This window comes from Gleimia hominis (assembly GCF_032085515.1).
Taxonomy (GTDB): domain Bacteria; phylum Actinomycetota; class Actinomycetes; order Actinomycetales; family Actinomycetaceae; genus Gleimia; species Gleimia hominis.
Genome location: NZ_JASXSX010000001.1, coordinates 928,121 through 954,696, shown reverse-complemented (window position 1 = coordinate 954,696; position 26,576 = coordinate 928,121). Strand labels below are relative to the sequence as shown.

At 58.4% G+C, this 26,576-nt stretch carries 20 protein-coding genes; 12 read left to right on the top strand and 8 right to left on the bottom strand.

Features of this window, described 5'->3' with window-relative positions:
* Positions 1–62 precede the first annotated feature (62 nt).
* The 10 genes from QS713_RS04005 (at position 63) to QS713_RS03960 (ending at position 11,602) form a co-directional block, all read left to right on the top strand.
* Positions 63–2,141 (top strand): NAD(+) synthase, encoded by a 2,079-nt coding sequence (locus QS713_RS04005; RefSeq protein ID WP_313272612.1) that lies wholly within the window; start codon positions 63–65, stop codon positions 2,139–2,141.
* A complete protein-coding gene (locus tag QS713_RS04000; RefSeq protein ID WP_313272611.1) occupies positions 2,138–2,722 on the top strand; it encodes a hypothetical protein in 585 nt (194 codons plus the stop codon). Before QS713_RS04005 ends, QS713_RS04000 begins: the two co-directional genes overlap by 4 nt.
* A gap of 263 nt (positions 2,723–2,985) precedes the next feature.
* Positions 2,986–4,563 carry an FTR1 family iron permease gene (locus QS713_RS03995; RefSeq protein ID WP_313272610.1) on the top strand — a complete coding sequence of 526 codons (1,578 nt, stop codon included), beginning with the start codon at positions 2,986–2,988 and terminating at the stop codon, positions 4,561–4,563.
* Between the two features lie 35 nt (positions 4,564–4,598).
* Positions 4,599–5,270, top strand: coding sequence for an iron transporter (locus tag QS713_RS03990; RefSeq protein WP_313272609.1), 672 nt, complete (start codon positions 4,599–4,601; stop codon positions 5,268–5,270).
* A gap of 95 nt (positions 5,271–5,365) precedes the next feature.
* Positions 5,366–6,667 carry a Fe-S-containing protein gene (locus tag QS713_RS03985; RefSeq protein WP_313272608.1) on the top strand — a complete coding sequence of 434 codons (1,302 nt, stop codon included), beginning with the start codon at positions 5,366–5,368 and terminating at the stop codon, positions 6,665–6,667.
* A 12-nt stretch (positions 6,668–6,679) separates the two neighbouring features.
* Positions 6,680–8,005 (top strand): ABC transporter permease, encoded by a 1,326-nt coding sequence (locus QS713_RS03980; protein ID WP_313272607.1) that lies wholly within the window; start codon positions 6,680–6,682, stop codon positions 8,003–8,005.
* Positions 8,006–8,012: 7 nt separating this feature from the next.
* Positions 8,013–9,305: an ABC transporter permease gene (locus tag QS713_RS03975; RefSeq protein ID WP_313272606.1), complete on the top strand. Its 1,293-nt coding sequence runs from the start codon at positions 8,013–8,015 to the stop codon at positions 9,303–9,305.
* 20 nt (positions 9,306–9,325) lie between these two features.
* Positions 9,326–10,051 carry an ABC transporter ATP-binding protein gene (locus QS713_RS03970; RefSeq protein ID WP_102216165.1) on the top strand — a complete coding sequence of 242 codons (726 nt, stop codon included), beginning with the start codon at positions 9,326–9,328 and terminating at the stop codon, positions 10,049–10,051.
* Positions 10,048–10,554 carry an FMN-binding protein gene (locus QS713_RS03965; RefSeq protein WP_313272604.1) on the top strand — a complete coding sequence of 169 codons (507 nt, stop codon included), beginning with the start codon at positions 10,048–10,050 and terminating at the stop codon, positions 10,552–10,554. The genes QS713_RS03970 and QS713_RS03965 overlap by 4 nt, the downstream gene beginning before the upstream one ends.
* Positions 10,538–11,602 carry an FAD:protein FMN transferase gene (locus tag QS713_RS03960; protein WP_313272603.1) on the top strand — a complete coding sequence of 355 codons (1,065 nt, stop codon included), beginning with the start codon at positions 10,538–10,540 and terminating at the stop codon, positions 11,600–11,602. Before QS713_RS03965 ends, QS713_RS03960 begins: the two co-directional genes overlap by 17 nt.
* A 75-nt stretch (positions 11,603–11,677) precedes the next feature.
* Here QS713_RS03960 and QS713_RS03955 read toward each other — a convergent pair whose 3' ends face one another.
* The 3 genes from QS713_RS03955 to QS713_RS03945 all read right to left on the bottom strand — a co-directional run bounded on the left by QS713_RS03955 (position 11,678) and on the right by QS713_RS03945 (position 16,141).
* Positions 11,678–13,027 carry a glycosyltransferase family 2 protein gene (locus tag QS713_RS03955; protein ID WP_313272601.1) on the bottom strand — a complete coding sequence of 450 codons (1,350 nt, stop codon included), beginning with the start codon at positions 13,025–13,027 and terminating at the stop codon, positions 11,678–11,680.
* Positions 13,028–13,179: 152 nt separating this feature from the next.
* The gene (locus QS713_RS03950; RefSeq protein WP_313272600.1) at positions 13,180–14,787 is read right to left on the bottom strand and encodes an O-antigen ligase family protein; all 1,608 of its coding nucleotides are present in this window, start codon (positions 14,785–14,787) and stop codon (positions 13,180–13,182) included.
* A 7-nt stretch (positions 14,788–14,794) separates the two neighbouring features.
* Entirely contained in the window at positions 14,795–16,141 is a 1,347-nt protein-coding gene (locus tag QS713_RS03945; RefSeq protein WP_313272599.1) for an oligosaccharide flippase family protein, read from the bottom strand.
* 290 nt (positions 16,142–16,431) lie between these two features.
* Here QS713_RS03945 and QS713_RS03940 point away from each other — a divergent pair, with 290 nt between their 5' ends.
* Entirely contained in the window at positions 16,432–17,448 is a 1,017-nt protein-coding gene (locus QS713_RS03940; RefSeq protein ID WP_313272597.1) for a glycosyltransferase family 2 protein, read from the top strand.
* Between the two features lie 91 nt (positions 17,449–17,539).
* Here QS713_RS03940 and QS713_RS03935 read toward each other — a convergent pair whose 3' ends face one another.
* Together QS713_RS03935 and QS713_RS03930 are read right to left on the bottom strand one after the other, a co-directional pair.
* Positions 17,540–19,585 (bottom strand): DUF6541 family protein, encoded by a 2,046-nt coding sequence (locus tag QS713_RS03935; protein ID WP_313272594.1) that lies wholly within the window; start codon positions 19,583–19,585, stop codon positions 17,540–17,542.
* 127 nt (positions 19,586–19,712) lie between these two features.
* On the bottom strand, positions 19,713–21,032 hold the full coding sequence (locus QS713_RS03930) for a nucleotide sugar dehydrogenase (protein WP_313272592.1): 1,320 nt from the start codon (positions 21,030–21,032) through the stop codon (positions 19,713–19,715).
* Positions 21,033–21,178: 146 nt separating this feature from the next.
* On the opposite strand from QS713_RS03930, the gene wecB reads away from it, so the two are divergent.
* Positions 21,179–22,243 carry a non-hydrolyzing UDP-N-acetylglucosamine 2-epimerase gene (gene wecB / locus QS713_RS03925; protein ID WP_313272591.1) on the top strand — a complete coding sequence of 355 codons (1,065 nt, stop codon included), beginning with the start codon at positions 21,179–21,181 and terminating at the stop codon, positions 22,241–22,243.
* Positions 22,244–22,319: 76 nt separating this feature from the next.
* Here the strand turns inward: wecB and QS713_RS03920 are convergent, their stop codons facing one another.
* The 3 genes from QS713_RS03920 to QS713_RS03910 are packed head-to-tail and all read right to left on the bottom strand — an operon-like array spanning position 22,320 to position 26,558.
* Positions 22,320–24,353, bottom strand: coding sequence for a DUF6541 family protein (locus QS713_RS03920; RefSeq protein ID WP_313272589.1), 2,034 nt, complete (start codon positions 24,351–24,353; stop codon positions 22,320–22,322).
* Positions 24,346–25,482 (bottom strand): glycosyltransferase family 4 protein, encoded by a 1,137-nt coding sequence (locus tag QS713_RS03915; protein WP_313272587.1) that lies wholly within the window; start codon positions 25,480–25,482, stop codon positions 24,346–24,348. Before QS713_RS03915 ends, QS713_RS03920 begins: the two co-directional genes overlap by 8 nt.
* Positions 25,479–26,558 carry a glycosyltransferase gene (locus QS713_RS03910; RefSeq protein ID WP_313272586.1) on the bottom strand — a complete coding sequence of 360 codons (1,080 nt, stop codon included), beginning with the start codon at positions 26,556–26,558 and terminating at the stop codon, positions 25,479–25,481. The genes QS713_RS03915 and QS713_RS03910 overlap by 4 nt, the downstream gene beginning before the upstream one ends.
* Positions 26,559–26,576: the final 18 nt, after the last annotated feature.

The following is a 26,576-nucleotide window of genomic DNA, read 5'->3' as shown; positions in this document are numbered from 1 at the left end:
TTTTGGAGGCAGCGCGCGCAGCTTAAACCGCTTTATCAGCTAAGAAGTTAAGAGGTATAGCTATGGGATCGACCCGCATTGCTCAATATGGTTTTATCCGCGCCTGCGCCCTGTCTATCCCCATAGCGCTAGCTGACCCGGTTGAGAACGCCCGCCGTATCGCCCACGCGGCGGCGGATGCGCGCCAGCAGGGGGCGGATATTATCCTCACGCCGCAGTTGTCCCTTACGGGAGCGTCGTGCGCGGACCTGTTCACGCAGGCGCATTTACTTGAGGCTACTAACCGCGCGGTGGTTGAGTTATTACACGCAACTGCGGACAACCCGGCCCTGCTGGTGGTTGGTGCGCCGGTAGTGAGCGAATCTTCGACCCGCGTTTTTAATGGCGCGCTCGCCGTCCAGTCGGGCGAGGTCAAAGCCGTGTTCGCGCAGGCACGCCCCAGCGCGGTGGAAGCACGTTGGTTCGCCCCCGCGTCCGCAGGTTTGCAAACCCAGTGGGGTCCAGTGGCTCAACAGCTGCGGGTGAACTTGGGTCACGACACTCCCCTTCCCGGTACAGCAGTGGACGCATTCACGCTTGGGGTTAGTGTCGGTGAGGATTTCGAATCCGCGTGCGTACCTGCCACCGCGCCAACGGTGGTGCTGCACATGGCGGCTGCTCCCGCGCAGGTGGGGCGCATTAAAACAGTGGAGCTTGACGCCGCCGCGCTGGCACGCCGCTGCAACTGCGCGGTGGTGCACGCGAACGCGGGGTTCGGCGAGTCCGCGAACGACGCCGCGTGGTCGGGCCACACGTTTGTAATCGACCACGCCGGCACCGTGAAGCGCGGCGCCACGTACGCGCAAGAAACCGCGGGTGTCTGCGCCGACATAGACGTGCAGGCCCTCGCAATCGAACGACGAATCGGGGTGACCGAGCCCCTCAAACTCGCGCAGCACGCCGAAGAAGCCTTGTCGCTCGAAAGCGAACATCAAACCAAAGAAGACGAACTGGTCGGCACTGAAGCGATCACTCTGAGCCCAGTTGCCACGAGTCTGCTCGACCCGATTGCCCGGTTCCCGTACACTCCGGCGGACGCGGATGGTTCCGGTGCGGATTTACGCGAGATATACGAACTGCAAGCCGCTGCCCTGGCGTCGCGCATGAGGGCGATTGGCGATCCGAAGCCGGTGATCGGTATTTCCGGGGGGTTGGATTCCACGCAGGCACTGCTGGTGATTGCCCGGGCCATGGATTTGATGGGGCGGGGCCGCGAGGAGATCCTCACGTTTACCCTGCCGGGTTTCGCCACCACGGACCACACGAAGAACAATGCCCGCGACCTGTGCGTGGCGCTTGGCACCACGTTTGAAGAGCTCGACATCCGCCCCACGGCCACGCAGATGCTGCAAGCGATGGGGCACCCGTTCGGGCGGGGAGAAGAGGTTTACGACGTCACGTTTGAGAACGTTCAAGCGGGGTTGCGCACCGACTTCTTGTTCCGCATCGCGAACGCCCGCGGCGGCCTCGTGATCGGCACGGGTGACTTGTCGGAGTTGGCGCTGGGCTGGTGCACATTCGGGGTGGGTGACCACATGAGTGCGTACTCTGTGAACGGGGGCCTGCCCAAGACCCTCATGCAGCATTTGATTCGATACACAATCCGCACCAGCATGTTCGGCACCGAAGTTAACCAAACGCTTCAGTCGATTTTGGATACGGAAATCACTCCGGAGCTGATTCCCACTAAACCGGGGGCGAAAGCGCAGTCTACGCAGGGCTCGATTGGGCCGTACGCGCTGCATGATTTCACGTTGTATTACACGTTGCGTTACGGGTTCAGTCCGCGCAAAGTTGCGTTTTTAGCCCGCCACGCGTGGGAGGATATTGAGCGTGGTTCTTGGCCTGAGGGCACCGGGGAACGCGATCGTAGCGCGTACTCGGAGGAGCAAATTCTGCATTGGATGCGCGTGTTCTACCGTCGGTTTATTAATAATCAGTTCAAACGGTCAACGCTTCCTAATGGCCCGTCGGCACTTGCGTTTGGCAGTGTTTCCCCCCGAGGGGGTTGGCTGATGCCTTCGGACGCGCGCGCCCACGCGTGGGTGGCCGAGATGGACGCATTAATCGCGGAGCAAACCACGGGGCGGCGGCCCGCGTGAGCTACGTTGCAACACTGGTCGCCCTAGTTTTCCTTGCTTTTGCGTCTTTTACCACGCGCGTGGCCTTCAGTGCCGCAAAAGGACAGCTACCCAGCGCAGCCGAACCGAAAAACCCTGAGGCTGCTCAATGGAAAGAGCCTGGCAAGGCCGAATCAAAGCTGGATAGCGAAGCAGAATCAGGCCTGTCTAACGCACACGGATCCATTCCGCGTAGCGAAACCGAGCCGGAACTATCTGGCACAACTCAGCCGAAACCGCCTCGCGCAACTGAGCTGGACCCGGGGGCGAGCACACGCAGACAACTTCAAGCTGGCGCGCAAGCGGATGCTTGGGCGCGGCGGGAGCAGCTCGCACAGCGGGGGCAGCTCGCACAGCGGTCCCGCAGGGCTTTCCCGCTGATCGCGGTGCTAGCGGTGATCGCGTGGGCCCACGGGCTGGCTCTGCTCACCATGGGGGTACGCGGGTTCGCGGGTACCGCTCCCGGGCCTATGCCCGTGTGGGTGGTAATCGGATCTGGGATCTTCACGTGCGTTGGGGTCAGCCTGGTGGTTTTGAGATTCTTGAAGAAAGCCGCGGATTAACACCTCACAAAAAGCATGACCTTAGTCCTACCTAAGTACCTCAGGCGCGTCTGCCACGGCGACTACCATGCGAAAATGCACATAATGACAAGGTGACACTTTACTAGAGTTTTGATTGCCTTAGCATCGGTGTATCGTGGAGCTTAGGTTAGCCCAGGCTAATCACACAATGTCATCAACATTGATCGAGGTACACAGTGAACTCTCCTTTGTCGCGTCTGCGCCCCACTTTTGGAAGGGCAGATCTACTAGCGGTACTCATTATGGCGGTAGCACTGCTAGTGGTCGCACCACACGCGGACAGTTTCGCATCCACCCAACCCACCCACACACGCGGCGCAATCGTGAAAGCCGAGTCGAAAGACGGGTGGGGCAAAACCGCACAGCAAACTGCCGCGCTCATTGACGAAGCGACAAAGGCATTCGAAGCCGGCGACACCGAAGGGGCCCGCGCAAAAGCGAACAAAGCCCGCTACGACGTGTACCAAGGCAAAGGTCTTGACAAGCAGATTTCTGCGAAACTCTCCGGTTCAGACGCGAACCAGATCGACCTCAACTTCTCCTTGCTGATTCACGCGATCAAAACTGATGACAAGGCTCAAGTGGCAGACGCCGCCGCAGAGATCAAAGACAAGCTCGAATCCTCTGCGCAGAAACTCTCTGGCACCGACCAGGCCACCCCTCAAGAAGTAAGTAAAGGCAAATGGGGGCAAGTCGCATCCACCATGATCGGCATTCTTGACGAAGCCAAAGACATCATGAAGAAAGGCGACGCGCAGGCCGCGAAAGACAAAGTTAACGAAGCGTACTACGGGCACTACGAAACCACGGGGTTCGAAAAAGTCACCATGGCCCGTGTATCCGGCGGCCGGGTATCCGAGATTGAACTTGAGTTTTCCCTAATCAAACAGGACATGAGTGATGGGAACAGCGACTCTGCCGTGCAGCGCATCGACGATCTCGAACCGAAACTCGTGGAAGACGCCAACAAACTCGACGGGTTCGACCCTGAATCCGGTGCTGAAGGCGGCTCCTCCAGCACCACGATCTTCCTCTCTTCCCTACTCGTGATCCTCCGTGAAGGTGTCGAAGCGATCCTGGTGGTCGCCGCGGTGGTTGCCTACCTGGTGCGCGCCGGCCACAAAGACAAGACCCGCATCGTTTGGTACGGTGCTGGGGCGGCTCTCATCCTGTCGGTCATCATGGCGATCGGATTGTCGAAAATCACGGCGCTAGCTGGTAAGAGTCAAGAACTCGTGGAGGGTATTACCGCCCTGTTCGCCGTCGCCATGCTGATTTACGTGTCGAACTGGATGCTTGGCAAGTCTCACCAGTCCGCGTGGGACCAGTACATTAAGTCAAAAACTGACTCTTCCCTATCTACCGGTTCACTGTGGTCGCTTTCTTTCGTGGCGTTCCTAGCGGTTTTGCGTGAGGGCGCCGAGACCATCTTGTTCTACCAGCCGATCCTCGCGATGGCTGGGGACGACAAGCACTGGGTGTGGATCGGGCTCGCTATCGGCGCGGTGTGCCTGGTGGTTATCTACACGGCGATTCAACTACTGTCGATCCGCATTCCACTGCGCCCATTCTTTATCGTTACCTCAATACTGTTAGCCGTAATGGCCGTGACCTTCACCGGTTCGGGCATTAAGGAACTGCAGGAAGCTGACGTGCTGCGCGCCACGCCCGTTAACGGCTTCCCCACCATAGACCTCCTGGGGGTATACCCCCGGGTGGAGAACCTCATCGCACAAGCGGTAGTTCTTCTGATTATCATCTCCCTGTTCATATACGCGCGTTCCAAGAACAAGCGTCTGGACTCGGCAGATGCCAAATAAGCACTATTTATTGACAAATCTGTGGAGACAACTCAATGAACACTATTTTTAAGCGCGCACTCGCCATCGGTTCCGCCGTGGCTCTGGCCGGAACCTTAGCTGCGTGCTCGCCGCAGGCGAAAGATGACAAAGCGGATGCCGGCAAAGACACCGCTGCGTCACAGTCGCAAGATGAAAACAAGGGTGACGACCAGAAAGAAGACGGAGGCGACGACGACGCCGGCTTCCGTGAAGAGCCCGTCGGTGATGACGTGATCGTCAAACCCATCAAGGTTTCTGCTGTTTACTTCCAGCCCGTTCCCATGACCCCGGAAAACGCGGGCGGTACCCCCGCTAAAGAAGCTTCCATCCACTTGGAGGCCGACATTTCCGCAATGCCGGACAACGACCTCGGCTACGGTGCCGGCGACTTCATTCCCGGCCTGGGCGTGGACTACGAAATCCTCGACCAGTCCAGCAACAAAGAAGTACTGTCCGGTACCCTCATGCCGATGAACGCGTCCGACGGCCCGCACTACGGGCTGAACCTGCCTAAACTTGACGCGGGTACGTACAAGCTGCGGATCAAGGTGAAGTCGCCCGAGAAGGCGTCCAGCTGGATGCTGCACACGGACCCGGAGACCGGTGTTAAAGGCCGTTTCTGGGGTGAAGACCTGGTGGCGGAGTTTGATAACTGGAACTACGATCCGGCTGATGCTTGGTGGTAAACCACTGGGACTAAACCGGTAGGATGACGAAGCCGCTGACCTGCGGACTGCGGGTCAGCGGATTGTCTTCACGTTACTTATTGGAGAGGAGTCCCGTGAAGCATCTCGTTGATGTCACTGCTGCTGTGCTGTTGGTGGGGCTCAGCATTGGCGCACTAACCCCCACTTTACGTTTAGCGACCGGCTACCCCACTCGCGGTCGCGGCCGGCACTACACGGTGTGGGCCACACTAATAGGCGCCCTGCTGGGCCTCGCGTTCGTGTACGTGCACGAGAACTCTATTATCCGCTTTGACCGGCAACGCCTAACTCTAACGACCCTGGAACCCACTGTGGTGCTGGGGCTTATTTTGATTGGCCTACTGTTCGCCGGTATGCGCTACACCATGCGGGCACTTAAAACCGATCCGCGGCTACTGACGAACCCGGTGCCCCGCCCCCTGCGGTACGCCACCGCGATCACGGGTTGCGTTTGGATTGTGCTTGCCGTGTTCCGCGATTCCCAACGCGTGTACATGCAGACCCTCACGCTGGTACCGGCCACCAGCTCTGTTTTTTCTTCCGACACGTTTTTTAACACCCTGTTCTTCCTGCTGGGCTTACTGCTGGTTGTGGCGTGCGGCGCCGGGGTGGCGAAACTAGTGCGTTCAGCCCCGCAGTATGCCGCGTGGGTTTCAACCGCCTTGATTGTCGTAACCTCTGCCACCCACATTTTTTTGATTGTGCGCCTACTGAACTCGATTAGGGCGATCTACCTGCCGCAAGCTACCGTGACGTTCCTGCTGTGGTTGGTGAATAACGAGAAACTGTTCGTTTTCGCAGCGCTGCTGGTGTGCGCAGTGCTGGCCCTCGTAATCCTATTTAAGGCATTCACAGCTGATAAGCGCGGTCCGAACGCGGCTGCGCGACGCATTAAGCGCGCAGAATCTAAAACTTACACGCGTCGCAGCGCCTTAACTCTGGCGGCGTTCAGCGCGTCCGTGCTCACGTTGACGGCGGGCGCGAAGTACGCGTACAAAGAAGTTCAGCTGTCCCCACCGGAGCCGTTTGACGTGAAGGACGGGCATGCGGTGATCCCCCTGTCCGCGGTGGATGATGGGCATTTGCACCGGTTTGAGTACACAACGAAAGGCCACGTGCCCGTGCGGTTCATTGTGATTCAAAAAGCCGGCTCCTCGTACGGCATTGGTTTGGACGCGTGTGAAATCTGCGGGGCCACAGGGTATTACGAGAAAGATGACAAGGTTATCTGCAAGCTGTGCGAAGTGGCGATGAACATTGCCACCATTGGATTTAAAGGTGGGTGCAACCCGATTCCGATTGAATACGAGATTGCGTCTGGGCAGATCACGATCCCCACTTCCGTACTTGAAGATTCCGAAAAGATTTTTGCGTGAGGGGGTAGGTGAATGTTTTTCCGGATGATACGCAAAGCGTTGCTGGGCCAGCGCGGCGGTAGAGCCATGATTATTTTCACCGTGGCGCTCGGCACGTGCGTGGCCACATCCATGCTGTCGGTCATGTTTGACGTGGGCGATAAGGTGAACCAAGAACTGAAGTCTTATGGTGCGAATATTACGGTGCGGCCAAAGGACGCGGCGATTGTGCAGGACCTGTACCAGTTCCACGATCAAAAAGAGCAGCAGTCGTACCTCAAAGAGTCTGAACTGCCTAATATAAAGACGATTTTTTGGACCTACAATATTTTGGACTTCACTCCCCTGTTGAACGTGCAGGCGGAAGTGAAGAACGGTTCCCAAGCGCAAACAGTTCCCGCGGTGGGCACGTGGTTCGATGAGCACCTAGACCTCCCCACCGGCGACAAGGTGGATACGGGGCTGGCGAAACTACGGCCCTGGTGGAAGCTAGATGGGAAGTGGCCGAAAGAAACGGCGGCGGCTACCCAGGTGGCTGCGAAGTCGAAAACTGGGGCCACGCCTCAGGCGGTTGTGGGTACCCGGCTCGCGAAGAAACTGGGGGTAAAACCGGGGGGAACCGTGCAAGTGCAGCGCAATGGGCGCGACGAAACTGTTGCGGTTGCGGCGGTGGCCACCACGGGTGGGGACGAAGACGACCAACTGTTCCTGCCCCTCCACCAGGCGCAAACCCTGCTGAACAAACCGGGTGCGGTGGGGCAGGTGGAAGTGTCGGCGCTGACCACGCCCGACAACGACCTGGCCCGCAAGGCCGCCAAGAACCCTGAGTCCCTGTCCATTTCGGAGCGGGAAACGTGGTACTGCACCGCGTACGTATCTTCGATTGCATACCAGATTGAAGAGGTGATGACGGACTCCGTGGCCCGCCCCGTGCGTGCCGTGTCGGAATCCGAAGGCATGATCTTAGAAAAGACCCAGTTGCTGATGCTGCTGGTCACAGTCTTGGCGATGGCGGGTGCATCCTTAGCGATCGCGAACCTCGTTACCGCTAACGTAATGGAACGTTCGCGTGAAATCGGTTTGCTGAAAGCCATTGGCGCCCGCGACAGCTCCGTGGTGGGCCTGCTGCTGACGGAGATTCTGCTGATCGGCCTGGTTGGTGGCGCAGTTGGTTTCGGCGTGGGCGTAGGGTTGGCGCAGCTGATTGGCCACCTGGTGTTTTCCTCATCCATAACGGTGGCGCCCGCAGTGGCCCTAATTGTGTCGGCCCTGGTGCTGCTGGTGGTGCTCGGCGGGTGTATTCCCGCTGTGCGTTACCTGCTGCGACTGCGGCCCGCTGAGGTTCTACACGGACGGTGATTAACTGATGAATAAGCGAAAAATGTTCGTGCGGATGATTCTGTCATCCGTGTTGCGCCGCCGCTCCCGCGTTTTGATCGCGATTCTAGCGGTGATGATTGGCGCTACCACCCTGTCTGGTTTAGCTACCCTCGCGATTGACGTGCCCAAGCAGATGGCCCGCGAAATGCGTAGTTACGGCGCGAACCTGGTGGTCTTACCGGATGATACCGAAAAGGGATTTTCCCCTGAGGTTCTAAACACCGCTAAGTCCACAGTGCCGCGCGGACAGTTGGTGGAAGCCGTGGGCTTAGAGTACCAACCGGTGCTGATTAACGACATGCCTTTCATGGCGGCGGGCACCGACGTGGAGGCTTTGCAGCGCATCAACCCGTACTGGTACGTGGATGGGAAATGGCCCAGCTCCCCCACTGACGCGCTGGTGGGCAAAGAAGTGGCGGAACGGTTCGGCGCGCAGGTTGGCCAGAGCCTCAAGCTGAAACAAATGGTGTCGAAAAAAGTGGGGAACGCCCCCACCCAAGAAGAAAAGCAATCGGAATCCCCGCACGACCACGACAGTAAGGGTAACGACGGTAAAGCCCACATGGAGGGTATGAGCGGGCCTGAAGAACCAAACGCGTCCGACGCACAGGCGGCAGCGCCCGGCGCCGGCGAATCCGCGAACACGGTTGACTTGAAAATCAGTGGCATCGTCGAAACCGGTGGGCCCGAAGACGCGTTCGTGTACACGGACTACAAGAACGTGAACACGCTGACGGGTAAGAAAACAGCGCTGACGGTCGCGGAGTTTTCAATCGCAGCGGACGAAGCGGCGCTCAACACGGCGGCGGAACACATGCAGGCGGCCGCGAAAGGAGTTTCTGCCGAACCGGTTGCCCGCCTGGCACATTCGGATGCGAACGTGCTGAACATGCTGCGGTCCCTGATGGGCATAATCACGGTCGTAGTGCTGGCCCTCATCATGATCGGGGTATCCACCACGATGATGGCGGTGGTGACAGAGCGGCGCAACGAAATCGGGCTGCGTAAAGCACTAGGAGCGTCGAACCGCTCAATCGTCGGCGAATTCCTCGGTGAAGGCATCGTCATTGGCCTAGTTGGTGGTTTAGGCGGAGCGATCCTCGGGTTCGCGCTCGCGGGAGCCGTGTCTTCGTCCGTGTTCCACCGGTCGATCGGCCTGCACCCGTGGATCCTGCTGGTGACCATACTGGCTGCTATCGCGGTGTCTGCACTGGCAAGTTTGGTGCCGGTACGCCGCGCCGTAGACGTTGATCCCGCGCTGGTTCTGCGTGGGGAATAGGGAGAGTAGAAGAACTAGCTATGTCGAATAAAACGCTGTTAGAACTTGAGGACGTTTCGAAAATCTACGGGGAGCTGCACGCGCTAGACCGGGTGAACCTGAAGGTCACGCCCGGTGAGTGGCTGTCCATTGTGGGGCCCTCTGGGTCTGGGAAAACCACCATGATGAACATTATTGGCTGCATGGACACGGCGTCTAAAGGCAAAGTGGTGTTGGACCGCCACGACATTTCCACCGCGTCGAAAGACGATTTGACGCAGATTCGGCGTGAAACCGTGGGCCTGGTGTTCCAACAGTTCCACCTGATCCCCCACTTAACAGCCGTGGAGAACGTAATGGTGGCGCAGTACTACCACTCAATGCCAGATGAAAAAGAGGCGCTGGAAGCCCTGGATCGCGTGGGGCTCGCGGATCGGGCCACCCACCTGCCGCGCCAACTGTCGGGCGGTGAGCAGCAGCGCGTGTGCGTTGCCCGCGCCCTCATTAACTATCCGAAACTAGTTTTGGCTGACGAACCTACCGGTAACTTGGATGCGAAAAACGAGCATATTGTGCTCGACATCTTCCGCCAGTTGCACGCGGACGGGACAACGCTGATTGTGGTTACTCACGACACGACGGTGGCGGCGCGTGGGGAGCGGGAAATCCGGCTGGACCACGGGCAGATTGTGAACGAGCTGTACCACGCGGAAGGTGCGACGGATACGGAACCGGTGGGTTCCCTCATTACGAAAGAAGCGAAATGAAACGAAAAAGTGCGGTAACTGCGGGTGCGCTTTCGGCCCTACTGTTAGCAGCATGTTCCGCGCCGCAGCTGGTGGACATGTCCGCACCCATGAAGGACGGGCAGTTTGAAGGCGCGTCGAACCCCGACAACCAGGGGGCGGTTGGGCACGTGACGATCACCGTGAAAGACGGGAAGATCGCCGACGCGAAGTACGTGACGCTACGCAAAGACGGAACCAAGAAAGACGCGAACTACGGCAAGTCGTCGGACGGGCAGATCGGTAACGAAGAGTATTACAAGAGCGCTCAGAAAGCGGTGGCCTCTTACGGGCAGTACGCACACGCCCTGGTGGAAAAGCAGAATCCTGATGAGATCGCGGTGATCTCTGGGGCCACTGTGGGGCATTCACAGTTCATCCAAGCGGCTGCGCGCGCCATTTTGCAGGCGCAGGGACGGGAGGATGATGGCACGGTCGATTCCGTTACCGTGCCAGACCTGGAACTAGATGAATCCGACTACTAACCCCCGCCTCCAGGCGAATGCTCACCCTCAGCATCGGGCGGGTGGGGCACGCGAGGCTGAACGAGGTTCGCGCCCAAGCGGTTTCGTTTCGCATGAGACGGGCACCGGGGCGGGGCGAGCGCCCCATGCACCGCAGCTAGCGGACCAGGACGAACCGGTTTGGCATTTGTCTTTGCCGGCCATGGGCACGGTCGTTGACGTGTGGGCGCGCGGACGTATTTCTGATGCGTTACCTGACGCGCTTGCGCAGCTGTTGGCGTATCAGGAGCGGTTGTGGTCGCGTTTCATTGAGGATTCGGACGTGTCGCGGATAAACCGTGCGTCTGGCGAATGGGTCGCGGTGGCGCCACTCACCGCTGAACTGTTGGACGCCGCACTTGCTTATGCCGCACTTTCCGGCGGCGCGTTTACCCCGGTAATTGGCCGTTTAGCCCGCCTGTGGAGTGTTAAACGCTGGGCCGTTGCCGTCGCGAATGGCCAGGCCCCGCAGCTACCTTCCGATGGCGTGGTTGCCCGGGCTCGCCAGCAGTGTGACCCGCAGTTACTGCAAAAACGAGGGGCGTGTGAGTACAGGGTGCGCGGTGGCGCGCTGTTGAACCTCGACGGGGTGGCGAAAGGTGCGGCCGCAGACCAGTTGCGAGACCTGTGCCTCACCCACGGGGCCCATTCCGCGTTGGTTTCCGTTGGGACTTCTTCGGTTTCGTCTACGGATGATTCTTGGCGGGTTGGGATTTCCGATTTGAATCATGAGGGCGTGGCAACCACCGTGCGTTTTCGCGGAGCACTGTCTACGTCCGGCGACTACCTGCAGCGCCTACCGCAGCTAGTGCATGGCCGAGTGGTGCATCACGTGATTGACCCACGCACCGGCTGCCCGTCCGACAGTGGGGTGCGACAAGCGAGCGTGATCTGCGACAGTGGTATCCGCGCGGAAGTTGCCTCCACTGCCCTACTGGTTACCGGTGAGCCGAACCGGGAATTACTTGGTGGTGCACGGTGGTTCACCATAGATCAGCAGGGCCAAGTCCACAGTTCTAGCGCGGTTTGAGTTCCCAGGCTAGTAGCAGTCGACATGAGTTCCCTAACTCACCTAGTAGCAGGCGATTCAAGATCCCAAGTCGCTTTAATTTCCGCGCTGCTTTAGTTCTAACGCAGCCCGGTAGATTGGCAGAGCTAAACTTGGGCTGCTTGCGAATGCGTGCAGAATCGCTTTTTCTAAAACGCTAGGGTGAGGCAAGTTGCTTCCCAACTTGGGTTTAGTTAGACCGCTGCTTGCTCGAAGATGTGGGGAACTGGCACCTGATTGTAGTTGCCGCCAAAGTGTTTGTGGGTGCCGCCAGAGTGCTTGTGGATGCCGCCAGAATGCGCGCGCCTGCAGTTGTGGCCCCTCAGTTTGACGCCGGTTTTGTGCATAGTTGGCGAGCACGCGGCGGGCCAACCCCTGAACGTGCGCTTTCAGCTTGTTAAACCGAGGGTCGCCGCGCATGTGGGGGGACTTGGAGAACCACGCGAGGTTAGAGATCGCCGTTTTGAACGCGCAGTGTAGCGCCTGCACCGCGTGCTCACTTCCCTCAAGCGCTAAAGCATGCGCGTCCCGCTCGTAGAACTTCAACGCATCCAACCGGTTCCACCGCGGCTCCTGGTTCATAATCGACCCCGGAGTATCCCGATACAGGTACAGGGGCGCATCCACTACCGCCACCGCATTGGCCTGCTGGTAAACCCCCAGCGCGGTCCCCACGTCCTCATGAATCATCCCAACTGGAAAACGTAACCCGCGGTAGATCCGGCGGTGCAGCAACCTGGCCCAAGCAACCGTGAACTGCGCGAGCGTGTCAGTGCTGTACATAGCATCAATCGCCTGATCGGGCGTCAACAGATTAACTGGCAGGCGCGGCTGCCCGTCCCCCATGTTCGCTTGCGCCCCCGCACCCGCATTCGCGTCCGCATTTGCATTCGCTTCCGCATTTGCATTCGTATTTGCACTTTTGTTCCCAGCTGCATCTGCCTGCGCACACGCACCTGCATCCGAGCCGGGGTGACCACCAGACCGGGGCGAACCATCGGGCTTGGGCGGGCGTTTGTCTAAATCAGGTGTAGTTCCGTCAGCGAACGATTCCAAACCGCACACCGCCACGTCCGCGCCCGTATCTCGCGCGGCATTAAGCAGGGCGGACACGTAGTTGGGGCGCAGTAAGTCGTCGGAATCAAAGAAGACCAAGTATTCCCCGGTTGCCTGCTCGATCCCTAGGTTACGGGCCGACGACAATCCCCCGTTGGGCACGTGCAGTACCTGTAGCCGCGGATCATCCCACTGATCCAAAATGCTGCCCGACTTGTCGGTCGAGCCATCGTCAACCGCAATGATCTGCAGGTTCTGGTAATCCTGGTTGCATACTGACCGCAGGCTAGCGGCCAGGTACGGCTCCATGTTGTACACGGGGATAACCACCGTGACTAGTGGACTCTCCAACGCGTCCCTCCATCTTTCCCGGCCACCCACGGGCGGCGCTGCGCTTACAGATTAGCTACTGCCGTGCTTGCAGATTAGCTACTGGCGCGCTCACAGATTAACTACTGCTGTGCTTGCAGATTAGCTTCCGCCGCGCTTACAGTTTGTTTTCCTCAATTTTGCACCACGGGGTTTTGCACCACTATACGCGCTGGTTCGCTCTTTCGGTTGGCTAAGAAACCGCCGAGCACCATGAGTATTCCTTGCAGGCAATCGAACCCAAGATAAAGGGAAGACAAGAACGCCATACCCACACCTATGAATACCGCGGCAAAGATAATGCACGTATCCGAAACATCTGGGTACGCGGGCTGCCCCAAAAGGTTCCCTGAGCCTCGCAATCGCCGAACGGTGCGCCCTATCACCGCCGTGCCTGCAGTTAAGTACACAGCCGCCCCAGCTAGCCCGTAGTAGACCAGCACATCCAAGTACGAGTTATGCACTACGCCGCTGATACGAATATACGATTCAGGAGTTCCCACCCCGTATTCCGCCGCGGCAATCCGCGTGTTGTACGGCCCGATTCCCAGCGCTGGGCGGTGACTCCAAATCTCCAGCGTGTCCGCCCAGATCGCACTGCGCACAGACCGAACTACCGCGCCCTTGTCTTGCTCCACCGTAGGTTTTTGCGCGCCCTCATCTTTCTTTTCTTTCGGCGTCAAATCACCCGTAACCAAGAACCCGTGGCGATCCACGTACGTGTTCGTTATTTCCGTGAGGTACATGCTGGCTGCCCACTGCACAGCAACCCCGGTGCCTGTCACCGCGAGCAGTGCAACCATCACGGACACGAGGCCGCGTTTGGCTCGCTGCCGGCTAGATACCCTGTGCCAGCGGGCCCGCACCGCAATCGGGGCAACTAACAGCAATGAAACGTACAGCGCTACCTTGGCCCCACGGGAGTTAGACAGGATCATCGCGACCGGCAACACCACCCACGCCACTGCGTGCACCGCTGTGATTACGCGCCGCACCCACGCTGCCTCAAACTTATTTCGGCGGGCAAACAGCCAGAAAAAGAACACGAGCGCAACAATTGCAAAGAGGGCCGCGTGGTTGGAATCTTCGTTGAGCCCAAAAACGATCATGGGCCGGTGGGTTGGGTCGTAGTTAATGAACCGCACGCCCACAAAGTGTTCCGCCCCGGGCTGCCCGTACCAAAAACTCACGCGCGCCAGAAACGTTACGATCACCCCCAGTGCTTGCAGCAGTACCACCGTTGCGGATGGGCAAAATGCCACCACCGCGTCTTTAACGGGAGTGCGCGAACGCGTAAGGTACCCACCCAACGGGTAGGCAAGCATCAGGGAAACGCACAGTAAGATCGCGGATTTAACCTGGTCCAGCACGTTGAACGCGGGTTCTGTGAGGCCGGTTAGCAGCGCCGTTAACGCCGCCACCGGAAGCAGGCACAGCAGGATTTTTAAGTACCGCACGCGCCACCACGTGCGGTCGAACATGACTTTGTGCCCGATTACCACTGCTGCCCACAGCACGAGCCCATACTGCACGTAACGCAGGTGCGCGTTAAGCAGTTGCGTTTGATTCAAAAATAAGAACGTGAGGTAGGCGCTGAAGCAATACAGCGGGTTCACCACTGCGCGCAGCAAGGTATGCGAACGCGCTGGGTCTGCCCACCGCTGCCGCGAATCCGAGGGGGACGCTGCCGGTTGGGCCGCGGAAGAATCACGGTTGGTAGAGACCTCGGGGTTGTCGTTCATGTGCCTCTCATTCTTCCTCTTCGCATGCCGATTCTGAGCGGGCTTCGGTTACGTCCAAGTGCGCGTCAGTTGCCTGCGGTTCAGCTTCCGCTGGTTTCAGTTCCGCACGGTACTTGTAGATCGCTGCCACGCAGTACGCCAGCTCAATGATTTGCGTGAATAGGGTGCACCAGATAATTGACTTCGCACTCAAAGTGGAGGTGGCGTAGAGGACCGCGAGCAGTACCACGTGTACCGCGCAGGCGGCGAACACGGAGTTGTTAACGGCCCTCGAATGCCCCATTGCCCCAAGGGTGGGGAACGAAAGGAGGAATATCGGTAGCGTAACCACAAAGATAGGCATCATTAGGCGCAGCAGTTCCCCCGCTTGCGCATACTCGCTGCCGAGGATGAATACGCAGATGGGTTCGGCCCAAATCGCGATTATGGTCGCGCCAATAACCACCGGGGGCATCAGCCAAATAAGTAGTTTCTTCAACAGCTTGAAGTCGCGGTTACGCACCATGTACGGGTAGAGGCTATCGGCAATCGGCCCGAGCCCCAGCCGCATGGTTTGCAAGATCTTGTCGGCTGACGCGTATGCACCCGTGATGAGTGCGCCAACGGGGTTAATGATGCCCACCAGGAACATGTTCGTTGACGAGTACACGGAAGCGGCCACGCGGGAGTAGAAGAAGATCGACGAGTAGCGCGCGAGCTTCCAGCAGTACCGCCAGTTTGGGAACACTATGCGGTAACCCAACTTCCTCACCATGTAGTAGTAAACGAACCCGAGCGACAGCAGGTCGCCTATTAAAGACATGGCGGGTACAACCCAGTAGTCCGCCGGTTCGCGTAAGAAAATGAAGATGCAGATGGTGAAGATGACGCGGATGCCAACGGTGCGCATCGTGATCACTTTCATCTGTTCGATTCCGCGATAGAAGAAGTCGAGCATAAATGAGGCCGACACGGTAGAGAAGTACACGAGGATGTAGAACCACGGGTCGGTGTTCATTTTCGACCAGGTGAAAGCCAGGGGAACCAGGACGACCAGGCCGATCAGCACTGTCACCACTTTGTTTATAGTGATGCCACCGACGATGCGTTCGATTTCTTCGCGGTTCTCGCGGTTGCGCGCAACCTGTTCGGTACCCGAAAGCATGTAGCCAAAGTCAACGAGGAGCGCGAAGTACGCCATGGTCGCTATCGCCCAGTTGAGTTTGCCATAAATTTGCGGACCCATGACCCTGGTTTGGTAAGGGATTGTGATGGCGCCAAGAACGTAGCTGGAGAATATGAGGATGTAGAGGAAGAACGTGTTCTTCGCCAGAGTGCCGCGTCTACCCGCGAATCTCTGTTTGAGTTTCCCCACCTAGTCCCTCCTCTTGAACTTCTTTAGCATACGCGTCCGGCACGCGCCAGCAACCACCCGTAAGAGGCGCGCACCTATCCGCACCCATCCGCAGTTGCTCACGGTTCACGAAAGCGAGGCGGTTTCGCTCTGGCCTGCCGCTTGCGCGACCACGCTTTCACCCTGGCCTTCCTGCGCGACCACGCTTTCACCCTGGCCTTCCTGCGCAACCGTGTTTTCGTCCCCGTCCGCTGCTTACGCGGGTAGTCTACAATTGTCCTCAACGATTCTACCTATATAGGAAGTCTGCTGTGGTTAATACTCCCCTGTTGTCGATTGCGATTCCCCTGTACAACAAAGAGCAGTATCTGCGGGCGTGCTTGTCTTCTATTTTTGAGGCGGCACAAAACTACGATTGGCTTGAGGTCCTGGTTGTCAACGATGGTTCCACAGATGGGTCGATGCAGATTGTGGCGCAGTTCGAAGCGGATCCGCGGCTGCGGGTGGTGACGCAGAAGAACGGTGGGGTATCACGGGCGCGCAATACGGCGTTGCGTGAGGTCCGGGGGGATTTCATTTGGTTCGTGGACGCTGACGACATGGTTGCGCCCAATGCCCTCAAGGTAATTAAAGCGGACCTGGATAGGTGGGCGGCGGACACGGAATTGTTCGCGTACCCGATGGTGTTGAAGAATACGGATTTGTCGGGTGATGAGCGCGTGCTCATGACGTATATGCATCCGCAGCGGCATCGGATTGAACGGCATGCGAATGTGAAGCGTCGTTTCCCAAGTGTGACGCAGGCACCTTGGCTGGTGAACTTGGATATTCAGGTGGGGATGCGGGTGATTGCCCGGAGTTTGTTTGATCGTTCTGGCTTGGATTTTCCACCGGGTTTGATTTATGAGGACCTGGCGACTCTGCCGCGTCTTACCATGGCGGCGCGTGGCATCCGGGTGAGTCGCAAGCCGTTGTGCTGGTACTTCAACCGGGTGGGTTCGATTATGAACACGCCAGATTTGCGGCAGAACCTGGATATTATTCCGGTGGCAAAGATGCTTACGCAGTACGCGTTAGATTTTGACGATCCACGCGTGTACTTGGAGGCGGAGTTTTTAGCGGTGGTTCATTTGATGGCGGCTACTTACCGGCGGGTTTATGAGATTGATCGGCGCGCCCCGGAGCTGCCGGTGCTGCGCGACACGCTGCGGACACTGTATCCGAAGTGGCGCGAGAACCCGCTGGTGCGGGCGTTGACGTGGAAGCGGCGGGCCCTGCTGGAAGCAAACGCTCTTGGGTTGGGGTTTGTTAACCGCTTCGTCGGATAAGCCGCGTTCAGTCTCCGGTAATACGCGCGTGTTCTCTTGTGTCACTTGCATAGAGCGCCGCCCCCGCGTTACGTCCTTTTTTGCGCGTTATTTATTTATGGTTATGGACGGGACAGTTTTTGATTTCGAACACGCGGGCCCCGTCGGCCTCGTCTATCAGCTTGAGGGCATCGGGGAACGCTTCGGGTTTGAACTTTGCGAGCCCGTCGAATTGGCCGTCGGATTGCTTGCCAATCCAGTAGTGTGAGCTGTCGGCGTACACGTATTTGATCTTGTGCTGCGCAATCCGCTCGCACAGGGGTGCGTCGTGTCCGAACTTGTCGAAATACTGGCCGATGTAGTACTGCGGGTACTGCCACGCGCCATCCAGGTGGCGGAACAGCACGGGTTGTCCCGTTAGTGCGTACACCAAGGTGGTGCCTGCCCGCGGGTCACCAATCATCACGCCACCGGGTTGGAGTTTGCTGCCCAGGCGTTTAATCATCTGGATTTCGTCCGCGCTCACCAGCGAGTTTGGCCCCACCCCGGGTTTGTACTGATAGAACTGCGCAAACTTCGCCTGCGCCTCCCCCACGCCCAAGCCGAGCGAGGCGATTATGAACACGACTGTGGTGGTAACCGCACCCCATGGGCGTGCGTGCGACCGTGCCCCGATCCGGGGTTTACCTAAGTGCCGCAGCGCGTCTAACCCGATCCCAGCCATCACGGCACCGAATATCGGGAGTATTCCGCCCAGGCGCGCTTGGTCGTAGTACCAGAAAGCGGCCAGTTGGTAGCCGGGCAGCTGGTCTGTTTGCAACGCGATGTACACCCAGGCGAACCCAATCCACGCGGCCACGAGCCACAGGGTTTGCAAGCGCCGCACACTCACCACCATGCCAACCAGCAGCACAATTCCCAGCGCTACCGCAGGTACCCGGTATGGGCTCTGCACATCTAACCCCAGTTTCACCAGTTCGCGCAGCGCATTACCTTCAACGATGCGTTGCGATTCCCATTCGGCAAACCATTCCCACAGGCGCATCCGGTAGATCAGCACTATCCCCCCGACTGTTCCCAGCAGGCACAGCCCCAGCACCAGGTATTGGCCCGCGTGGTAGAGCCGCCAGTTCCTCAAGATTTTGAACGTCCCAAATAGCATGAGGAACACGAGTGGCACGATCGCTGCCAGCACGCCCTGCGGGTGGGCCAGGCCAATCGCAAGCGTTACCACGAGGCACAGGGCGGCTGTGCGCACGCGCAGCGCACGTGAGGGCGCGGCAAGGAACAGCTGTACTAAGCCCGCCAGAAGCAGGGGAAGAAGTGCGTACGACAGGGTGAGGGGCCAGAGGGTACCGCGGGTGGCGGTGAGCTCTGGGAAGGTGGAGTACGTGGTTGCCGCGAGCGCCACGGCGACCGGTACGAACCGTCGGCCGGGTGCGAGTACCGCCGCGAGGCATGCGGCGGCCATCGGCCAGATGACCGCGCACGTAACCAGCGACAGCGCGTTCGCCGCCACTATCACGTCTGTGCCCGGGGTGATGAGGGCGGCGATGTCGTGGAACGCAGCTGGGTAGAGGCCGCCGCGGACGGACTGGTTCTCTTGCAGCATGGTTGCCACGGCCGCGAGGTTGCGGGTGGATCCGTTACCGGACTCGAGGATCCACCGGATTGCGGATAGGTGAAAGATGCCGTCCCAGGTTTGCGGTGGCAGATGCGGGTCTTTAATTCCGGCGATGAATGCTACGAGTGCGAATGGGAAGCTGATTAGCGTCCCCCATACTGCCGGGCCTATCCGCGGCCGCTTGCTTGCGCTACCGGTTTCCAACTGGGAGCCGCCCGCGGCGCGGAGTTCACCTGACTGAGGTTCGCGGGGAACCAGCCGGGTCGCGAAGTACCTCAGGAAGATGTACCGCAGGAAATGAAGGACGGCGAACGCAGCTAGCGTGGCGATTACTAGTGGAAGCCACGAAAACTTTAGGTCTAAGAAGGGGAGCGCGACGGCGAGGCCCGCAACCCACGCGATCGACACGGCGGGCGCGAATGCCCACAGGTTGAAGCGGCGCGTGCCGAGCGCGGATAGGAGCATCGCGCCCGGCACGTAAATCACTACGAGCGCCAAGAAAAATGGCAGTATCAGGGAAAACCAGTTCAGCATTTGTTTGTATCCTCAGCGCCGTTTTGTGTCCCGCGCAGCCAGTGGCGCGGCTGGTGTGCCAGCTGTTGCAGATCGGTGTCTGCTGCCAGGGCTCACCCACCTGGGTTTGTGCTGCACGGACTTTGGGTTACGCCTGGTGGCCAGTTTCTTCTGGGACGCGGTCACCAATCACGATACGTGGCGTACCTTGCCACAGTTGCGGGTCGGTCACGCGGCGGCCGTCGAAAAGTAGTTTGATTCCAGGCAGGTCACTAGGTTTGAGGGTTTTGTATTCCGCGTGGTCAGCTTGCACGATCGCGGCGGTAACTTCCTCCCCCGGGTGGTAGGCGTCCCAACCGAAGCCGGCTAGTTCTTCATCAGTCCACATGGGGTCGTGCACCAATACTTTCGCGCCGCGTTCACGCAGTTGGTTGACGGTTTCGAAAACACCGGAGAACGCAGTTTCTTTTACGCCGCCGCGGTAAGAGGCACCGAGTACAGCCACGGTTTGCCCTTTGAGGTCACCGAGGAGCTCTTCTACACGCCCCACCACGTAGGCGGGCATGCCGGCGTTGAAAGTGCGGGCGGTGCGGACTACGGAGGCGTCGGGGTCGGTTGATAGGTACAGCCGTGGGTACACGGGGATGCAGTGTCCACCGACGGCGATGCCAGGGCGGTGAATGTGCGAGTAAGGTTGCGAGTTGCACGCGTCGATTACCGCGTTCACGTCGAGCCCTACTTTGTCTGCGTAAACCGCGAACTGGTTCGCTAACCCGATGTTCACATCGCGGTAAGTGGTTTCGGCTAGTTTAGCCATTTCGGATGCTTCTGCTGTCCCCAGGTCCCACACCCCGTTTTCACGCGGCAGGTCGGGGCGTTCATCGAAAGTGAGCACGGTTTCGTAGAACTTGCGCGCTTGTTTTGCGCCTTCTTCGGTGAGCGCGCCAATCAGTTTCGGGTAGCGGCGCAGATCTTGGAAGACGCGGCCGGTGAGTACGCGTTCGGGTGAGAACACGAGGTGGAAATCGCTGCCTTCTTTGAGACCTGAGATTTCTTCGATCATCGGTTTCCAGCGTCCCCGGGTGGTGCCGACGGGCAGGGTGGTTTCGTATGAAATGAGAGTGTTTGCCGTGAGGTGTTCAGCCAGTGATTTCGTGGCTGCGTCCATCCATTTGAAGTCTGGTTCCCACGTTTCGTCGTTGACGAACAGGGGCACTACGATAACGACCGCGTCTGCGTCTGGGATCGCCTCTGCATAGTCAGTGGTTGCGCGCAGTTTTCCTGCGGGCACTAGTTCCGCTAGTTTTTCTGCTAGGTGCGCTTCCCCAGGGAAGGGTTCTTTACCTTCGTTAATGGTGTCGACGGTTTTCTGGTTCACGTCCACACCGATGACTTCTTGGCCACTTTCTGCGAACTGAACGGCTAGTGGTAAGCCGATTTTCCCCATTGCAACTACTGCTACGCGCATTGATACCCTTCCGATCGTTCATGTGCTGAATCGATTCTACAGCTTCCAATATTATAAATGGCCGTGCAACCGTGAGCCACAGCCCCTGCGCGGGTTGTGGTTGGGAACTGGTGGGGCTCGTTTTTGCGCTGTGTAAACTAGTAGTTATGAAGCTTATGTCTGTCGTGGGGGCGCGCCCTCAGTTTGTGAAGTTAGCTCCGATTGCGCATGCGGCTGCGGCTGCGGGTGTTGAGCACACGGTGGTTCACACGGGTCAGCATTATGATCCGATGCTTTCAGATGTTTTTTTTGAGGATCTGGGGATCCCTAAACCCGATGAGCACCTGGGGGTTGGGTCTGGATCGCACGGTAAGCAGACGGGCGCGATGCTGGCGGCGCTGGACGAAATTTTAGAAAAGCACCGGCCCGACTGGGTGCTGGTGTACGGGGATACGAACTCGACGTTAGCGGCTTCCCTGTCTGCAGTGAAGTTGCATTTTAAGGTTGCGCACCTTGAGGCTGGGTTGCGGTCTTTTAACCGTTCCATGCCGGAGGAGATTAACCGCGTGGTCACTGATCACTGTTCCGATTTGCTTTTGGCGCCCACTGAGGTGGCTGCGCAGCATTTAGCGTCTGAGGGGTTAGCAGCTCGCACTAAAGTGGTGGGCGATGTGATGACGGACGTGTTGTTTGAAACGCGTGATTCGGTGGCGCACCGGCCCTCACCGATTATGGATGAGTTCGGTTTCTCGGAAGGCGAGTACTTCCTAGCGACTATTCACCGGCCTGCGAACACGGATTCGAAAGAGCAGTTGGACGCCGTGTTGGAGTCGCTGGCCCGGGTGGATGCACCTGTTGTTTTGCTCGCTCACCCGCGGTTGGTTGCGAAGGCGAAAGAACATGGGTTGGCGCTTAAGCGTGGGCATTTGCTTTCGCACCCGCCGCTCGCGTACCCGGATTTAGTGGCGTCGTGCCTGCATGCACGCGGGGTGATTACGGATTCCGGCGGCCTGCAGAAAGAAGCGTTCTTGCTGCGGACACCGTGTACGACTGTGCGCACGGAAACCGAGTGGGTAGAAACGGTTGAGCTGGGGTGGAACGTGCTGGTTAACCCCGGTGATGAACTCGTGTCCGCAGCAATGCGTCCGCGCCCCACGGACACGGATGTTGCCCCCTACGGGGACGGACATGCCGCGCAGAAGGTTATTGAAACACTCCTCGCGCAGCAGTAACTCCTTTCCCAGCTTGCGCGTCCGGAACCTCTCCCACCGGCAATGCTGGGACACCCCATCAAAGACCGCGTTAGCACTACCAGCGGCCGCACGCATCAATCTGCCAGAACTTGGCGCTCCCACCCTCATCCAACAAAGTGAAGCCTTTGGACAGATCCACGTTGTACATCCCAGGCCCCCGCCTCAACTGTGATGGAACGGGGAATCGCCTCATGTTATCTGAGTAGAAATAGCGGATCTCGTACTTCTTCAAAATCTGGCACACCCGCGGATCCGTGTGGATCCGCCAGAAATTGTTGGCCAAGTACATGTTCTCTTCATCCGGCTGGGAAACCGACCAGTACTCCAACTGCTTATACACCACGGGCACGTTCTCCATCGGATACAGCAGTACCGAACCATTAGATGGCTCCCCCAGTACCTTGTACCCAGGTTCCACCTCAGCGGGAATTCGCTTAATCATCGCCAGCTCAGACGCATCCGCCAGATCATACAAATCATCCGGCCCCGGTTCGTACAGCGTGTGCGCATCCGCCACGCGGTTCGGTGCATGCAATCCCGCTCCCAGCAACATGAGCACGCAGGTAGCCACAATAACCGGCTTCTTCGGGGAAAACTGCACGCGCCTTCGCACAGTCCGACTCAGCTTGCCATCCCCCACTCTGCCAGTAACAACCAGGTGCACAGTGAGCGCCGCTAACAGCAAACATGGGATCGCGAGAATTGGCATAACCCGGTAGGTGGACGCGTAGAACACGCTGGCGTACATAGAGATGATGCCCAGAGGGAACATGGTGCTCAGCAGCAGCAACGTGAGTATCGCCCAAGACACCGACAGCCACCTGAGGTAACCCGCGCGCCAAGCAAGCACTACCCCCAGCAAAATTGCGGCCCCCATTACCAGCAACACCAGCTTGAGGACGATCCCGCCGCCCCCACGGGGAAAGAACGACACTGCTGACCACAGTTTGAAAATCGGATTGTGCCAATCCACGCTCTGGCTATACTCCAGCATGTTAGAAATACTCGTGTTCATCAATGGCACAATGAGCACCAGCAACAACCCGATCACGATCGCAGACGAACGCACAATCTTTTGCTTAAACGTCCAAGAGGTAAACCACACGCGTGCATTCCCCACCAGCACGCCCGCAGACAGCGTGACCGTCAGCGCGAAGAACGTAGCTGGATACGCCGCGGTCGCGCCCGCAACCGCCAGCACGAGCAGCAGCCCTTGAATTATTAGCACGCGCACGTGGTGGCTCGGATCGTCCTCAGGCCTGCGAATTGCCCTAAAAAACGTTAACGCAAACGCAATTAACCCCGGCACAATCGCCAGCCCCAACGCGTTCGGCCACCGCGCGGTAGTAACCAAAAAGTATACGGGGAACACCGGCAAAATCGACGCAAGGCCCACTACGTAGAACGGAGCCCCCCACAGCCGTGGCAGCCCCACCTGTGCTAACGAAGCCATCGTCACCAGCCAGATGAGGCACACGGCCAAGAGCACTGCTTTTGAAGCCAACACCACTGTCGTAGGCGTAGCTATCAACGCCGTCAACTGATGCCAAACCGCCGGGTAAATCGCTGCAGCCCTACCCAGGCCGTACATGGATCGGAACGCGGTTAGGGGCGAAGCATCCCCCGTGTTAAGAATGCCTTGCGCAGCCGACATGTGGTAGATCGGATCATTCTGCTGCGGTGGTAAATCCAGCCCGGAAGCAAACGTGATCGGCACCCACATCAGCAGCGCCGCCACCACAATAAAGGCGGTCAACAATACCTTGTCGCGCCTACTCATCCGCACATACACGTGCCCGGCAAAAGCACCGTGTACCACCCGTTCACGCCCAAGTACCAGCAGCCCCAAAGCCCCGCACAGCACCACGGAAACGGCAAAAAACACTGCGAAAGACACCGGTGACCAGCGGATAGAAAGGAACGAGAATGCTAGTGAGGCCGCGGTCGTTAGTCCCGCAGTCCACGCCGGCGCTACCGCCCACATGCTCAAGCCACGCAACCCCAGCAGTCTTACACACAGGGCACCGGGTAGGAACGCTACCGCCACTGCAAGAACCGATAGCCACAGCAGTGTGCCCAACTCAGCCATTCATCGCCTCCAAAACGACCTTCGCGGCATCCAACCCCGTCTTCTTCGTAGAGCGATGTTCCACCACCCACCGATGTAACCGAGACCGGTCTAGTTGATCATTCATCACTTGCAGCATTGCATCGGCAACAGCCTCAACGTCATGGGCGCACGCAACCCCCAAATCATACTGGCCAATATCGTCTACGGCAGGGCCCGGGCCCGCGTACACAACGGGAGTGCCGCATGCCAAACCCGCCAAAATCTTAGTCGGATACGCAAAATCGTAGCCTAAACCGGGTTTAATAGACGCTAGATTCCCCACTGCCCCGCGGTAGTACTTCGCCACTTCCTGCGGCGGCATGAGATCGTGGAAAATGATGCGCTCATCCCCGTCAGCTACCGCCTGCAAATGCTGCCAGTCCGCTCCTTGGCCCACAAAAACAACCTTTGTTTGCGGAGCAGTCTCCCACACCTTACGTACCGCGCGAATAAAAACATCCGCCCCCTGCCACTCCGAGGTGGTGCCAGCGTAAATAAAGTACTCGCCTTCCACGGGGCCGCGCGGCCCCTCGGGAGTTAATACCTGCGTATCCACACCGTTGGGGACCACTACAACCCGCTTTGCCCCCAGTTCACGGCAACGCTGAGCCACGCCATCACTCACCGCGATTACGGCATCTGCCCGTCGCATCGCAAAGGATTCCATTGCCCGAACCGCGCGCACCACAATCGGTGGCACCCCGGTGGACTCGGAAGCGTCAGACCAAATATCTGCCGCGTAGTACACGTGGCGGAAGCGCTTCAAAAGCGCAGCGGCAGCAGTAACCACCCCCGTGGTTGGTGGCGGCTCATTTACCACCACGGCATCAGAGGGGACGCCCAGCAGGCGGAAAAACAGTGGAATGTCGAACGACATGTACTGCAGGTACCCGCGCACGTAACCCGTCTTATCGCGCAAAACTGGGAAACGTTTGACCGCGAAGGGGACGCTCGCGTCAAAAGCCTGTTCCTCGGCTTCAGATTCAGTTCTGGTGGTTAAAACCCGCGTAACACATTTTTCTGACAAGGCGTCAGCTAAGGCTTTTAGTCGAAAAGACGCTGCCGCTGGTTCTGGCATAAAAATCCGCGAAGCCACGTAAGCGATCATGCTGCCCCTCCCATCAGGTCGCGCGCCACCTGCCGAGCACGCGCAACCCACGTATGCTGGTGCCGCAACGCCAGCACCCGCTGCGTCGCCGCCTTGACCTCCTGCGGATCAGACTGCAGGCGGGCCAGCAACCGTTTCAAATCAGCCACTTCATTGTTCACAACCCACCCCACATTCATCTGCTCAACCAGTTCCGCAACCAGTGTTCCCGTATTCGCAATCACCGGTTTACCCGCAGCCAAATACTCATAAAACTTTACCGGCTGTGCAAAACTACCGTACTGCGAATCCAACCCCACAAACGCCACAGACGCAGCATCATATAGCGGGTCCAACCCATCACCAGACGCATGCGACACCTGAATGCGTTCACAAGCTGGGTACTCATGCCCATGCTCGTTCCACTGATTGCGCGGAACACACAGAGTTGCTCGGACCTCAGGCAAATCTGCTACCGCTTGCGTAAGTGGCTTCAACCGGTACTGCCCGGTAATACTCCCCGTGTAAAAAACATTAAAATGCGCCGGCACCTGGCCATCACCACGCAGCTGCCCGCCCGGGGGTAACTCTAAAGTAGTCGCGTGCAACTCAGGCACAAACGCTTCCATGCGCCGGCTCGGCAAATACACCACATCCGCATACTTGTTATACGTAGCAACCTCGTGCTGATACAACTTGGTCAGCGGCCACGCCAACGCTCCCACCTGGCTGCGCCACAAAGAATCGAACTTCCAATAAATATCGCGGTAAAAAACCCCTACCGGCACGCCCTGCTGGTGGAAAAAACGAAAAATTGCCCGATCCAACCCCAAGTACACCGGCAGGTGCTTCGGTTCCGTAATGGACGGTGGAATCGTCGCGTTCTCACTGTAAACAAAATCAATGCGCAAACCGTTATCCATATGCTCACGCAAATACCGCAACCGCGCCCGCCGCTCACGCGCGTGGCCAGTAATTTCAAATACCTTGTACCCCGCTTCTTCCAACGCATCACGCATCTTGATAGGGCGGATAGCTGATGCAGAAACCCGTTCCGGCTCAAGAGCATAGGGCGTATGGAATACGCAGGCAGGCATGGACAGATCCCTTCAAAT